The sequence below is a fragment of the Arthrobacter sp. zg-Y20 genome (genome assembly GCF_030142075.1).
Classification (GTDB): Bacteria; Actinomycetota; Actinomycetes; order Actinomycetales; family Micrococcaceae; genus Arthrobacter_B.
The window spans coordinates 1,434,023-1,446,451 of the sequence record NZ_CP126241.1; the positions used below are offsets into that span (position 1 = coordinate 1,434,023).

Below are 12,429 nucleotides of genomic sequence, written 5' to 3' on the forward strand. Positions count from 1 at the left end.
GGCGGCTAAGCGATCTGGTTGATCCGGATCAGGTTTCCGGTCGGATCCCGGAACGCACAGTCGCGCACACCGTAGTCCTGATCGATGGGTTCCTGGACGACGTCGGCCCCGGCCGCTTCCAGCCGCGCGAACAACCCGTCGAGGTCATCGGTGGCCAGCGTCACGGACGAATACACACCCTTGGCGATGAGGTCCAGGATGGTCTGCCGCTCGGCGTCGGTAATCCCCGGATCGATAGCCGGCGGCTGCAGCACGATGGAAGTCTCCGGCTGGTCCACGGGGCCAACGGTGATCCACCGCATGTCCTCGTAGCCGACGTCGTTGCGCACCTCGAAGCCGAGGACATCGCGGTAAAAGCCCAAAGCGGCTTCGGCGTTGGTCTGTGGAAGGAAGGTGTAATGAATGTTGAGGTTCATGCTCGAAACGCTACGCGCGGGCGCCAGCGTGCGCTTCTTGATTCCTGACCGGTCTGGTCACCTGCTTCGCCTGGCACGGTGGAATGCCCGCCGCGTCCGGAGCATGGCTGCGCCGGTAGGTGCTGGGCGGCACCCCCACCAATTCGGTGAAACGGGTGCTGAAGGTGCCCAGTGAGGAGAAACCCACCGCAAAGCAGATCTCCGTCACGCTGAGGTCCCCGCGCCTCAATAAGGTCATGGCGCGCTCAATCCGCCGGGTCATCAGGTAGGAATACGGCGACTCACCATAGATGCGGCGGAACTCACGGCTGAGGTGTCCCGCGGACAGATACACCGCGCGCGCCAGCTCCTCCACGTTCAGGGGCCGGGCATACTCCCGATCGATCCGGTCCCGAACGCGGCGGATCAGCGTGATGTTCTCCAGTCGCCGGGACCGGGTGCCTGCCGAAGCTACACCTGCCGAAGCTGTACCTGCCGACCCCGTGCTTGCCGAACCCGTGTCCTCCGAATCCATACGGCTATTTTTGCGCACCGCCGGACCAGTGTCCCGGTTGACCGCCGCTTAATCCGGGCTCATGCCGCAGCTAAGGTTCAGCACGGCGCCGTTCATGGCCTCGGCCCCGCCATCGGCAAGGAAAACCGCCGCGCGGGCGACGTCGTCGAGCGTCGGCAGGGTTTTACTGCTGGTCAGGGATTCCAGAAAGGTCCGGAATTCGCTCACCGGCATCGGCAGATCGGGTGTGTCGCCCAGTGTTTCGGCGATCCGCTGCGGCCGAAGGCAAACAGTGCGTACACCTGAGGGGCCCAGCTCGGCCGCCAGTGTACGCGTCAGGGCCTCGACGGCGGCGCAGGCCGCGGCGAATCCGCCCACGCCCGCCAGCGACATCCGGGCGGGCGAGGCGGAGAGGGTCAGGATGGTCCCCGCCTGCTGCCGGACCATGTGCCCGGCTGCTGCCCGCGCGGTCAGGAACTGTGTCCGCGGCCAGGCCGTGAGCGGGTCCAGGAGGTCGGCCAGCGGCATCTCCAGCAGCGGGATTCCCTGCACCAGCGGGATTCCGACGGCGTTCATCACGACGTCGATCCGTCCGGCTGAAGAGATTACCTCCCTGGTGAAGTCCTCCACCGCCAGAGGATCGGCGGCATCCAGCACGTGCGTCGACACCGGCTCGGCGGTGAGGTCCCGAAGCCCCGCGGCGGCTCGGGACAGGTGCTCGTCCGTCCTGCCCGCCAGGAAGAGCCGGGCGCCCCGGGCGGCGAAGGCCGAAGCCACCGCGCTGCCGATGGCGCCCGCGGCTCCGTAGACAACTGCAACTGATCCTTGAACCGGCATGTTTTCTCCTTCGGTCAGCTCTATCCCGCAACCTTGCAGGCCGGGAACACCGGTGTCACCCGTGGCCGCGCTATTGCCCCGGCGGAGGTTAATGGGCAGCGCGCTTCCGGTGCCGCCGCCGGCGCATTATCCTGTCACCGGAAACCGGCGGACCGCTGCTGGAAGGCCTGCTGCAGGTGCTGGTCGTAGAGGGCTTGGACGGAGTCCATGAGCAGCTGGTACAACGGGGCATAGATGTCGTCACGCCTCCGGAAACCGGACCCTGGGGCGAGCGGTTTGCCTAGTACCGGGATCCGAACGGTCTGATAGTCCAACTCGTTGAGTGGGTGGAGGGACATGAGTGACAACATCCCAACGGAGCTCGCACGGGAGGAGCTTGTCCGTCTGGAACGGCGGCTGGCCCTGGAAGGTGCACCGGCATATGAGGACCTGCTGCACCGGGACGCTCTGGTCATCGTCCCCGGTGCCGTGCTCAACAAGGGGGAATGCGTTGCAGCCATTGAAGCCTCCGCTCCCTGGGACCGAATCGATATCGACCCGTTCTGGTATTTCGGTACGGCCGACACAGCAAGCATCGCGTACAGGTTCACAGGCAACCGCGGCCCCGACGAGTACCAGGCCGTGATGCTGTCCAGCTACCTTCTCGACGCGGGTTGGCCTCAGTTGATCCATCATCAGCAGACAGTGGAGGCGCCATAGCTGCCCGCTTTCTTTGGATCCGGGTCCCGAAGCATCCATTACCACCGTTTCGGTTGCAGGGTGAAAGGCGGGATGGAAGCCTCGGTGCATGCAAAATTTGAAGCTCCGTAAGGCCCTGGTCCTACCTTCCGTCTGCAGCCTGGCGGCAGGGCTTGCAGTGGCAGGAACGCTGTTCACGGCTCCCGCGGCCGCGGCACTGGCGCCGGTCAATCCTGTCCGGATCAACGACGCCGCCCCGGCGAACTCAGGATTCCTCGTTTTTGTGGAAGGAAATACGGCCATCAATGCAGATGAATCGGAAGGTTCCATCGCAATTGGAGGGAACCTGAGCTTCAGCACCTCCTACAACATCGCCATTTCGGAAGTACTCCAGACACCCACTGCACCCGGTGATCCGGCTCCGGTGTCGCTTTGGGTCGGGGGAGGAATCGCCTGGCCGGACAACGGGTCAATCGTCAGCGTGAACCAGGGCACCACGAAGGTCGGGGACACGAGCACCTACACGGCGTACGACGTGGACCCGAACGGCGCTCAAGTGAATTACCGGTTGACCGAGTTCGGTCAGCCGTACACGTCCACGCCCCAGATCAATGGCACGGTCCGCCAGACTCCCGCATCCGTCGCCGCGACCGAGGGCATTGTCGACATTCCCGGCGCTTTCACCCAATACCGGGCGCTCACCCAGGAGATGGGGGCCTGCACCGAGACCTTGGCACTGCGCAACGCCAACGGCGATCCGTTGCCCCGTCCGGTGGCTGCCGGGACCAACGCCTACATCACCCTCGTGGAAGGCCAGACCAACGTCCTGAACCTCACGGCCGAGGAACTGGACGCCCTGGACGTCCTTACCTTCACCAACCAGCCCACCGCGGCCACACCATTGCTGGTCAATGTCTCTGGGACCTCGTTCAACGGAACCACCCCGAACCTTGCCGGCATAGGCCGGGACCAAGCACCGTATATCATGTGGAACTTCCCTTTCGCCACCAGTGTTACCGCCACGGGAGGGGCCGCCCTGCAGGGAACGTTGTATGCACCGAACGCGGACGTCGCTTGGCTCACCACCCAGAACATTGAAGGAAACATTATCGCGGGCTCGCTCACCCACGGGGCTTTGAACGAGCGGGAGACAGGACCGCGCGAGATCCACAGTGAGGCGTTCGCCACCACGTTGAGCTGCGCAGATCCGACACCTACTCCCACTCCGACTCCGACGCCAACTCCCACTCCGACGCCGACTCCCACTCCCACTCCGGAGCCCACGCCCACCCCCACGACGTGCCCGCCGACCCCAACTCCCACCCCAACGCCCACCCCAACGCCCACTCCCACACCGACGATCACGCCGACCCCGACAATCACGCCTACTCCGACAATCACGCCGACCCCGACAATCACGCCTACTCCGACAATCACGCCGACCCCGACAATCACGCCTACTCCGACGATCACGCCTACTCCGGAACCGACCACTACTCGGGCCTGTCTGCCAGCCGCCAACCCGCTACCGGCCCAGACTGTGCGGCCCCAGCTACCCAACACTGGTACCGGGCCTGCGGCTCTGCGCTGGCTTTCCGCAGCGCTCGTGCTGGCAGGAGGCACGGGAATCTATCTTGCCCGGGGCCGTGGATCGCGCGAATAGCCGGGAACGCACGCCAGACACGGATCGGTGCAGGCACTACCTATGTGGCGGGTGGGGCCAGCGTGAAACTCATGCGGACTTCTGCATTTACTGTTGTCGAGCGGAAACCAAGGTGCAAGCCTCTGGCCTATGCACACTAAACGTCACTCAAGAGCCCTAATTGTCACTACTATGTGCAGCCTCGCGACAGGGTTCGCCCTGACAGGCTCCCTGGCCACCGCCCCGTCCGCCGCCGCGCTTGAACCGGCGTCCTCGGCCCAGGTCAGCAATGCCGTTTCGTTGGAAAACGGCATACTTATGTCCCTTACCGACCCCACACCCACGTGTTCCCCCTCGCTGGCGCCCGCCCCTACAGAGCCGGCGCCAACGCCAACCGATCCGGATCCCGTGCCCACGTCAGGCGTCCCGGAGCCTACGCCTACAGTCCCGGCGCCGACCCCGACGCCCACGGAGCCTTCGCCCAGCCCGACGACGACGGAGCCCAGCCCGCCGATGACTACCTCGGAGCCCAGCCCGCCGATGACTACCTCGGAGCCCAGCCCGCCGATGACTACCTCGGAGCCGAGCCCGCCGATGACGGACCCCGAGCCGAGTTCGACGGCAACTGACCCCTCCTTGACCGTAACGGGCTTGACGGTTGACAGGGTCCTGGCCGTCTCGCCTCCGTGCATGGGTGCTGTGGATTCATCGCAGCCCGAACGGGCAGGCTTGGCCAACACCGGAACAACCGGTACGTCGCTCAGCCTGCTGGCCGCAGGCGGAATGCTGACAGCCGGTGCGGCCGGGCTTTACTTCGTTCGCCGACGCGGAGTTCGGGAGTAGAACGCTCTGCCGGTCCATCCTTCCCATAGCAAAGGTCCCTGCCGGCCCCCGTACTTGACGGGGCGCCGGCAGGCCGCCGGCCAGTTGGAACCGCCCCGCGTTGCGCAGGGCGAGAGGGGGGGGCATGGCCGGTCCGGCGACACAGTGCTCCGCCGCAGCGCCTCATCCGACCGCTCAGACGGAGGTGGAAGGGACCCGGCGCGACAGCATGTTTCGACGCCCCTGAACAACCAGTGCCGTTGGAGGCCGGCAGCGGGTAGGCTAATACAGCAGGTAAGGCAGAAACAGTCATCGGAACCGGGTCAGCCAGGACAACTGGCTGATCAGTTTTCTTTTTGGGGAGGAAATTGCACATGGCGGGCGAGCAGTACAGCGCCGAACGAACGGGCGACCGACGGGAACCCAGCTCGGAAGACACCACATCCATCAGTCTTCCGCCAATCTCAGACTCCACCACGGTGGAGCCTAAGCTCACCCCGGACGAGCGCGCCGCGGTCGCGGCCCTTCCGGCGGGCTCCGCCCTGCTGATTGCCCACACCGGCCCCAACGCAGGTGCGCGTTTCCTGCTGGACCAAGACGTCACCACTGCAGGACGGCACCCCAACGCGGACGTTTTCCTGGACGACGTGACGGTGTCCCGCAAGCATGTGGAGTTCCGGCGCACTGCGGAAGGATTCCGGGTAGTGGATGCCATGAGCCTGAACGGCACCTATGTCAACAACGACCGCGTGGACAGCGTGCTGCTGCGCACCGGCAGCGAAGTGCAGATCGGCAAGTTCCGCCTGACTTTCTATGCTGCCCGGCCCGCATCTGCAGGAAACCAGGCGCCGGCACAGGCGTAGGGCAGATAAGGTAGTAGTCATGTCAGCATCTCAGTCCGTCAGGCGCAGCACCGGACCCGAACGGCTGCGCGGCAGGGTGCTGAACATCGGTGAAGTACTCGGCGAGCTCAGCGGGGATTTCCCCGCCATCAGCGCGTCCAAGATCCGTTTCCTGGAGGAAAAGGGTCTGGTGACGCCGCAGCGTACGGCGGCCGGCTACCGGAAATACAGCACCGCCGACGTCGAGCGCCTCCGCTTCGTGCTTGCCCTCCAGCGAGACCAGTACCTGCCCCTGAAGGTCATCAAGGATTACCTTGATGCGATCGACCGGGGTGAACGGCCCGAATCCCTCCCCGGCGGGATGTCCTTGGCACCGCGCGTTGTTTCCGACCAGCTGGCCGGAGAGCTGTCGGCCCGAGCACACGCGCGGACACTGACGTTTGACGAACTGGTGCAGGAATCCGGAGCCAGCGCCGACCTGGTGCGGAGTTTGGCCAGCTACGGCCTGATCGGGCCGGCCGATGAGAACTACGACGAGCACGCGCTGAAAGTGGCCAAGGCGTGCGCCCAGCTTGAAGCCCATGGCATCGAGCCGCGGCACCTGCGCCCTTTCCGTGCCGCAGCGGATCGTGAACTGGGCCTGGTGGAACGTGTGGTTGCTCCGGTTGCGTCCCGGCGCGACGTTGCGTCCAAAGCCAGAGCTGCCGAAACCGCACGGGAAATCAGCGACCTGTGCCTGAGCCTGCACAGTGCGCTGGTCCACGGCCAGATCGCGCGGATGGAGTCCTGAGCATGCAGGAAGTCGAAGTTGTGGGTGTCCGGATTGAACTGCCGTCCAACCAACCGCTGGTCCTGCTCAAGGAAATAAACGGGGAACGCCACCTGCCCATCTGGATCGGGGCGCCCGAGGCCAGCGCAATCGCTTTTGTGCAGCAGGGCATTGTCCCGCCGCGCCCCATGACCCATGACCTGCTGGTGAACCTCATCCACGCGCTCAAGCGCGAGGTCAGCCTCGTCCGGCTGATCTCGGTGGAGGACACCGTCTTCCACGCCGAGATCGTCTTCGAGGACGGCACAGCGGTCAATTCACGTGCCTCTGACGCCATCGCAGTGGCCCTGCGCATCCCCTGCCCTATTTACTGCGCCGACCAGGTCCTTGACGAGGCTGGCGTCCGCATTGCCGACGCTGACGACGACGGCGAGGAAGAGCAGGACAACGCCGAGCAGGAAATGCGGCAGTTCCGCGAGTTCCTGGCCGACGTCGAGCCTGAAGACTTCGAGCGCTAGACGCTTTTCCGGTCCCCGGGTCCGACACGCTGCGGAAAGTTCCGCCGCCTCTTTGACCTTGGTGCCCGTCAGTTCTAACGTCGAAGACATAGAGTTCCCATTGCACCGGGGGAGTTCTCGGGGGACACTGAGAAAGCCCCGACAGCTCCGGCCAGTGCCGACCCCCAGGGGAACCGTTACTAGGAGGCACAAGTGAGTCCGAAAGGCGATGCCGGCCAGCATGCCGCAGCACCGGGGAGCATCCCTTCCCAGAGTGCGCAGGGCTTGCTGTTCACGGAGGACCTGCCTGTGCTGGATGAAGACGCCGGCTACCGCGGTCCCACGGCCTGCAAGGCCGCCGGAATCACCTACCGCCAGCTGGATTACTGGGCCCGGACCGGGCTCGTTGAACCTGCCGTACGCGGTGCGGCCGGCTCCGGTACCCAGCGGCTGTACAGTTTCCGCGACATCCTGGTACTGAAAGTCGTCAAGCGTCTTTTGGACACCGGGGTATCGCTCCAACAGATCCGTACCGCGGTGGAACACCTGCGGGAGCGCGGCGTGGAGGATCTGGCGCAGATCACCCTGATGAGCGACGGCGCCAGTGTGTACGAATGCACCTCCGCAGACGAGGTCATTGACCTGGTGCAGGGCGGACAGGGTGTCTTCGGAATCGCAGTCGGCCGCGTGTGGCGAGAGGTTGAAGGCAGCCTGGCCCAGCTCCCGAGCGAACACGTCAATGACTTTCCCGGCGACGAGCTGAGCCAGCGCCGGATCGCCCGCAAAATCAGCTAGTCTCCTGCCGGCAGCGCCGGCAATAACGCTATGACAAATGCAGGAAGGCCACCCCGCGGGGTGGCCTTCCTGCATTTGTACGCTGAATCCTCAGCGGATGCTCAGATGCTGTCTTGGTTTACGCGACCGGGCGCCGCATCACGCGGTTGCGCACACTGCCCGTGTCCATGAGGTTCTTCAGCAACGCATCAAAGGTTCCGGAGGCTTGCTTGGCGGATTCGCCGGGCCAGTGGTGGACGGAATGCGCTGCACCCTGAATCTGCTGCCAGTTGGCCTGCTCGGCAATGGTGGGGCTAAGCAGCAGATCGCCGAACATCTGCTTCATTTCAGCCAGCCGGAAAACATGCTCATTGGAACTGGGACGGACCCGGTTGGCAATGATCCCCGCCGGAGCGAGGTTGGGAGCGAACTCCTCCCGGAACAGTTCAAGGGCACGCATGGTCCGCTCGGTTCCGGCAACGGAAAACAGGCCGGGTTCGGCAACCAGCAGCACCCGGTTGCTGGCGGTCCATGCCATGCGGGTCAGCCCGTTCAGGGATGGCGGGCAGTCGATGAGGACCAGCCCGTAGCCGGTGACCCGGGAGAGCAGGTTGGTCAGGCGGCGGAGATCCCGCTTGCCCAGATCCGGGCGGTCGTAGATACCCGAATAAGCCGAGCCCATGGCAACGTCCAGCACGGGGCGCTTGCCGGTGTCCTTGGCCAGGCGGCGGGCGTTCTCCACCCAGCCGCTGGGCACCACGTTGTCGCTGAACTGGACCCGGCGGGGACTGCGCAGCATCTCGCCGATGCCCAGCTGGTTTCCCGCACTGACGCCCAGGCCCGTGGTTGCATCAGCGTGCGGGTCCAGGTCCACGACCAGGGTCGGAATGCCCGCGGCCAGCGCGGCGGATGCCAGACCCAGAGTGACGGAGGTCTTGCCGACGCCGCCCTTCAGGCTGCTGATGCTCACTACTTGCACTTGTTGAACCAAAACCTAACGTGTCTAGGAATCACTGGAGGCTGCACACTCATTCTATGTGACGGACTACGGTTACCCTCGCATCAGGGATTTGCAGGGGTGGCGCTTACACTGGTGCCACAGTGTGAGCCCCGGCACGGTCCAGGCAGCGCTGTTCTCCCGGAGTTGCGCCCGCAGGCGGGCTTCGGTGCGTTCTGCCGATGGCCCGACAGCGTAGGTAGAATCCGATACAGGCGGTACTGTCCAGGTGCCCCAGCCCGCAATAGACGCAGGAGACCCATGTTCTCGAAGATATTGGTAGCCAACCGGGGCGAAATCGCCATCCGTGCCTTCCGGGCGGCTTATGAACTCGGTGCCAAGACCGTAGCCGTATTTCCGCACGAGGACCGCAACTCCATTCACCGGCAAAAGGCCGACGAGGCCTACCTGATCGGTGAAGAGGGGCATCCGGTCCGGGCGTACCTGGATGTGGACGAAATCGTCCGGGTGGCCAAGGAGTCCGGCTGCGACGCCATCTACCCCGGTTACGGCTTCCTGTCGGAAAACGCGCAGCTGGCCCGGGCCGCGGCCGACGCCGGCATCACCTTTGTGGGTCCCGCCGCCGACATCCTGGAATTGGCAGGCCATAAGGTCCATGCCCTGAACGCAGCCCGGGAAGCGGGTATCCCGGTCCTTCGCTCCACCCAGCCCAGCGCCGACGTCGAGAAGCTGCTGGGTGAGGCGGAGGACATCGGCTTCCCCATTTTCGTTAAGGCCGTCGCGGGTGGAGGCGGCCGCGGAATGCGCCGCGTGGATACCGCGGACAAGCTTCCGGAGGCGCTGCAGGCCGCCATGCGCGAGGCGGAGACCGCTTTCGGTGATCCCACCGTCTTCCTGGAACAGGCGGTGCTGCGCCCCCGGCACATTGAAGTGCAGATTCTGGCGGACAACGAGGGCAACATTGTGCACCTGTTCGAGCGGGACTGCTCGCTGCAGCGCCGCCACCAGAAGGTGGTGGAAATTGCCCCGGCGCCCAACCTGGACGAGAACATCCGGCAGGCGCTTTACCGCGACGCGGTGAAGTTCGCCAAGGCACTGAAATACGTCAACGCCGGAACCGTCGAGTTCCTGGTGGACACCGTGGGTGAGCGGGCCGGCCAGCACGTCTTTATCGAGATGAATCCCCGCGTGCAGGTGGAGCACACCGTCACGGAGGAAATCACCGACGTGGACATTGTCCAGTCCCAGCTGCGGATCGCGGCGGGGGAGAGCCTGGCGGACCTGGGCCTGGCACAGGACGAGCTGCAGGTGCGCGGTGCCGCACTGCAGTGCCGGATCACCACCGAAGACCCGGCCAACGGCTTCCGTCCCGACGTTGGACGGATCACCGCGTACCGGTCAGCCGGCGGCGCCGGAGTGCGGCTCGACGGCGGCACGGTCTACGCAGGTGCCGAGATCAGTCCACACTTCGACTCCATGCTGGTGAAGCTGACCTGCCGGGGCCGGACCTACCCGATTGCCGTGAACCGTGCCCGCCGGGCGCTGGCCGAGTTCCGGATCCGCGGGGTGGCCACCAACATTTCCTTCCTCCAGGCCGTGCTGGATGATCCTGATTTTGTGGCCGGCGACGTTGCCACCTCCTTCATTGAGGAACGCCCCGAGCTGCTCAACGCGCGCGGCTCCGCGGACCGCGGCACCAAACTGCTTAATTGGCTGGCGGACGTTACCGTCAACAAGCCCTACGGCGAGGCAGCCGTCCACATCGACCCGGCAGAGAAGCTCCCGTCCCCGCTGCCGGAGGCTCGGCCGGGCTCCAGGCAGCGGCTGCAGGAGCTGGGCCCGGAGGGTTTTGCCGCGGAGCTGCGCAGGCAAACCGCGCTGGCCGTCACCGACACGACCTTCCGCGACGCACACCAGTCGCTGCTGGCAACCCGCGTGCGGACCCGTGACCTTGTCGCCGCCGCACCGGCAGTGGCAGCACTGACACCGGAGCTGCTCTCCGTGGAGGCCTGGGGCGGTGCCACGTACGACGTCGCCCTCCGCTTCCTGGGCGAGGACCCCTGGGAGCGACTGGCCGCACTGCGGCACGCACTGCCCAACATATGCATCCAGATGCTGCTGCGCGGCCGCAATACCGTCGGTTACACCCCGTACCCCACGGAGGTTTCGGATGCCTTCGTGGAGGAGGCCGCAGCCACCGGCGTCGACATTTTCCGGATCTTCGACGCGCTCAATGACGTCTCACAGATGGAACCGGCCATCCAGGCCGTCCGCAGGACCGGAACAGCCGTGGCCGAGGTGGCGCTTTGCTACACCGCAGACATGCTCAACCCTGATGAGACGCTCTACACGCTGGATTACTACCTGGACCTGGCCCAGCGGATGGTGGACGCCGGCGCGCACATTCTGGCCATCAAGGACATGGCCGGGCTCCTCCGCCCGGCCGCTGCCGCGAAACTGGTGTCAGCCCTGCGGGAGCGTTTCGACCTGCCCGTGCACCTGCACACCCACGACACCGCCGGCGGACAGCTCGCCACGCTGCTGGCGGCGGCGGAAGCCGGCGTGGACGCCGTCGATGTTGCCAGCGCGCCGCTGGCCGGAACCACCAGCCAGCCGGCCATGTCCTCACTGGTCGCCTCGCTGACCAACACCGAACGTGAGACCGGTATCAGCTTGGCGAACGTAGGGGCGCTGGAACCCTACTGGGAGGCGGTGCGCCGGGTCTACGCACCGTTCGAGTCGGGACTTGCCGGACCCACCGGGCGGGTCTACATGCACGAGATTCCCGGCGGGCAGCTCTCGAACCTCCGCCAGCAGGCCATCGCGCTGGGGCTTGGCGAGCGGTTTGAAGCCATCGAAGACATGTACAGCGCCGCAGACCGGATCCTGGGCCGCCTGGTGAAAGTCACGCCGTCGTCCAAGGTCGTGGGGGACCTGGCCCTGCAGCTGGTCGGTTCCAATGTCTCCCCGGAAGACTTCGAGGAGAACCCGCAGAACTACGACATCCCGGATTCGGTGATCGGCTTCCTCAGCGGTGAACTCGGCGACCCGCCGGGAGGCTGGCCCGAGCCCTTCCGGACCAAGGCGCTGCAGGGACGCGAGGTCAAGCCCCGCCGCGTTGAGCTGACGGAGGTGGACAAGGCCGGACTGCAGGCGGATTCCGCCACCCGGCAGGAAACCCTGAACCGGCTGCTCTTCGCAGGCCCGGCAAAGGAGTTCGCTACGGTCCGGGAAACCTACGGCGACGTTTCCGTGCTGGAAACCCGGGACTACCTGTACGGGCTGCGCCGCGGTGAGGAGCATGTCATTGAGCTGGAGAAGGGCGTAAAGCTGATTGCGGCCCTGGACGCGGTGTCCGAACCCGATGAGAAGGGCATGCGTACGGTCATGACCACGCTCAACGGGCAGATGCGGCCCGTCTCGGTCCGGGACCGGAGCATCGAAAGCTCCAGCAAAACGGCGGAGCGTGCCGACCCGGCCGAGCCCGGGCACGTCGCTGCTCCGTTCGCCGGAGCCGTCACCGTCACGGCCAAGGAAGGCGCCGAAGTGGCCGCCGGGGAAACGGTGGCCACCATTGAGGCGATGAAGATGGAAGCCTCCATTACGGCACCTGTCGCGGGCACCGTGGAGAGGGTGGCCATCTCCACCGTGGAGCAGGTCCAGGGCGGGGACCTCCTGCTGGTGATCGCACCCAAGTGAGG

The 12,429-nt window shown here is 65.4% G+C and carries 13 protein-coding genes; 8 read left to right on the forward strand and 5 right to left on the reverse strand.

Going from position 1 to position 12,429, the window contains the following annotated elements:
- Positions 1–5: 5 nt before the first annotated feature.
- From QNO06_RS06900 to QNO06_RS06915, 4 genes are all read right to left on the reverse strand, one after another.
- The gene (locus tag QNO06_RS06900; protein ID WP_227910813.1) at positions 6–416 is read right to left on the reverse strand and encodes a VOC family protein; all 411 of its coding nucleotides are present in this window, start codon (positions 414–416) and stop codon (positions 6–8) included.
- 10 nt (positions 417–426) lie between these two features.
- The gene (locus QNO06_RS06905; protein WP_227910814.1) at positions 427–930 is read right to left on the reverse strand and encodes a helix-turn-helix transcriptional regulator; all 504 of its coding nucleotides are present in this window, start codon (positions 928–930) and stop codon (positions 427–429) included.
- A 48-nt stretch (positions 931–978) separates the two neighbouring features.
- Complete coding sequence (locus QNO06_RS06910) at positions 979–1,746, reverse strand: SDR family NAD(P)-dependent oxidoreductase (RefSeq protein ID WP_227910815.1); 768 nt, start codon at positions 1,744–1,746, stop codon at positions 979–981.
- Between the two features lie 134 nt (positions 1,747–1,880).
- The gene (locus tag QNO06_RS06915; protein ID WP_227910816.1) at positions 1,881–2,084 is read right to left on the reverse strand and encodes a hypothetical protein; all 204 of its coding nucleotides are present in this window, start codon (positions 2,082–2,084) and stop codon (positions 1,881–1,883) included.
- On the opposite strand from QNO06_RS06915, the gene QNO06_RS06920 reads away from it, so the two are divergent.
- From QNO06_RS06920 to QNO06_RS06950, 7 genes are all read left to right on the forward strand, one after another.
- Positions 2,083–2,445, forward strand: a complete 363-nt coding sequence (locus QNO06_RS06920; protein ID WP_227910817.1) for a hypothetical protein — start codon at positions 2,083–2,085, stop codon at positions 2,443–2,445. The genes QNO06_RS06915 and QNO06_RS06920 overlap by 2 nt on opposite strands.
- An 88-nt stretch (positions 2,446–2,533) precedes the next feature.
- Positions 2,534–4,087, forward strand: coding sequence for a choice-of-anchor A family protein (locus QNO06_RS06925; RefSeq protein ID WP_227910818.1), 1,554 nt, complete (start codon positions 2,534–2,536; stop codon positions 4,085–4,087).
- Between the two features lie 323 nt (positions 4,088–4,410).
- Positions 4,411–4,695 carry a hypothetical protein gene (locus QNO06_RS06930; RefSeq protein ID WP_227910819.1) on the forward strand — a complete coding sequence of 95 codons (285 nt, stop codon included), beginning with the start codon at positions 4,411–4,413 and terminating at the stop codon, positions 4,693–4,695.
- Between the two features lie 567 nt (positions 4,696–5,262).
- Positions 5,263–5,751 carry an FHA domain-containing protein gene (locus tag QNO06_RS06935; RefSeq protein ID WP_227910820.1) on the forward strand — a complete coding sequence of 163 codons (489 nt, stop codon included), beginning with the start codon at positions 5,263–5,265 and terminating at the stop codon, positions 5,749–5,751.
- A gap of 19 nt (positions 5,752–5,770) precedes the next feature.
- The gene (gene ftsR / locus QNO06_RS06940; protein WP_227910821.1) at positions 5,771–6,520 is read left to right on the forward strand and encodes a transcriptional regulator FtsR; all 750 of its coding nucleotides are present in this window, start codon (positions 5,771–5,773) and stop codon (positions 6,518–6,520) included.
- Between the two features lie 2 nt (positions 6,521–6,522).
- Positions 6,523–7,017 carry a bifunctional nuclease family protein gene (locus tag QNO06_RS06945; RefSeq protein ID WP_227910822.1) on the forward strand — a complete coding sequence of 165 codons (495 nt, stop codon included), beginning with the start codon at positions 6,523–6,525 and terminating at the stop codon, positions 7,015–7,017.
- Positions 7,018–7,209: 192 nt separating this feature from the next.
- The gene (locus QNO06_RS06950; RefSeq protein WP_283996607.1) at positions 7,210–7,791 is read left to right on the forward strand and encodes a MerR family transcriptional regulator; all 582 of its coding nucleotides are present in this window, start codon (positions 7,210–7,212) and stop codon (positions 7,789–7,791) included.
- A gap of 118 nt (positions 7,792–7,909) precedes the next feature.
- Here QNO06_RS06950 and QNO06_RS06955 read toward each other — a convergent pair whose 3' ends face one another.
- Entirely contained in the window at positions 7,910–8,749 is an 840-nt protein-coding gene (locus QNO06_RS06955; RefSeq protein ID WP_227910823.1) for a ParA family protein, read from the reverse strand.
- Between the two features lie 279 nt (positions 8,750–9,028).
- On the opposite strand from QNO06_RS06955, the gene QNO06_RS06960 reads away from it, so the two are divergent.
- A complete protein-coding gene (locus QNO06_RS06960; protein ID WP_227910824.1) occupies positions 9,029–12,427 on the forward strand; it encodes a pyruvate carboxylase in 3,399 nt (1,132 codons plus the stop codon).
- The last annotated feature ends 2 nt before the right edge of the window (positions 12,428–12,429 follow it).

Excerpts from the sequence above, each read along its gene's own strand:
- QNO06_RS06900 (WP_227910813.1), bottom strand. The coding sequence starts at position 416 with ATGAACCTCAACATTCATTACACCTTCCTTCCACAGACCAACGCCGAA.
- QNO06_RS06905 (WP_227910814.1), bottom strand. The coding sequence starts at position 930 with ATGGATTCGGAGGACACGGGTTCGGCAAGCACGGGGTCGGCAGGTACA.
- QNO06_RS06910 (WP_227910815.1), bottom strand. The coding sequence starts at position 1,746 with ATGCCGGTTCAAGGATCAGTTGCAGTTGTCTACGGAGCCGCGGGCGCC.
- QNO06_RS06920 (WP_227910817.1), top strand. The coding sequence starts at position 2,083 with ATGAGTGACAACATCCCAACGGAGCTCGCACGGGAGGAGCTTGTCCGT.
- QNO06_RS06915 (WP_227910816.1), bottom strand. The coding sequence starts at position 2,084 with ATGTCCCTCCACCCACTCAACGAGTTGGACTATCAGACCGTTCGGATC.
- QNO06_RS06925 (WP_227910818.1), top strand. The coding sequence starts at position 2,534 with ATGCAAAATTTGAAGCTCCGTAAGGCCCTGGTCCTACCTTCCGTCTGC.
- QNO06_RS06935 (WP_227910820.1), top strand. The coding sequence starts at position 5,263 with ATGGCGGGCGAGCAGTACAGCGCCGAACGAACGGGCGACCGACGGGAA.
- ftsR (WP_227910821.1), top strand. The coding sequence starts at position 5,771 with ATGTCAGCATCTCAGTCCGTCAGGCGCAGCACCGGACCCGAACGGCTG.
- QNO06_RS06945 (WP_227910822.1), top strand. The coding sequence starts at position 6,523 with ATGCAGGAAGTCGAAGTTGTGGGTGTCCGGATTGAACTGCCGTCCAAC.
- QNO06_RS06960 (WP_227910824.1), top strand. The coding sequence starts at position 9,029 with ATGTTCTCGAAGATATTGGTAGCCAACCGGGGCGAAATCGCCATCCGT.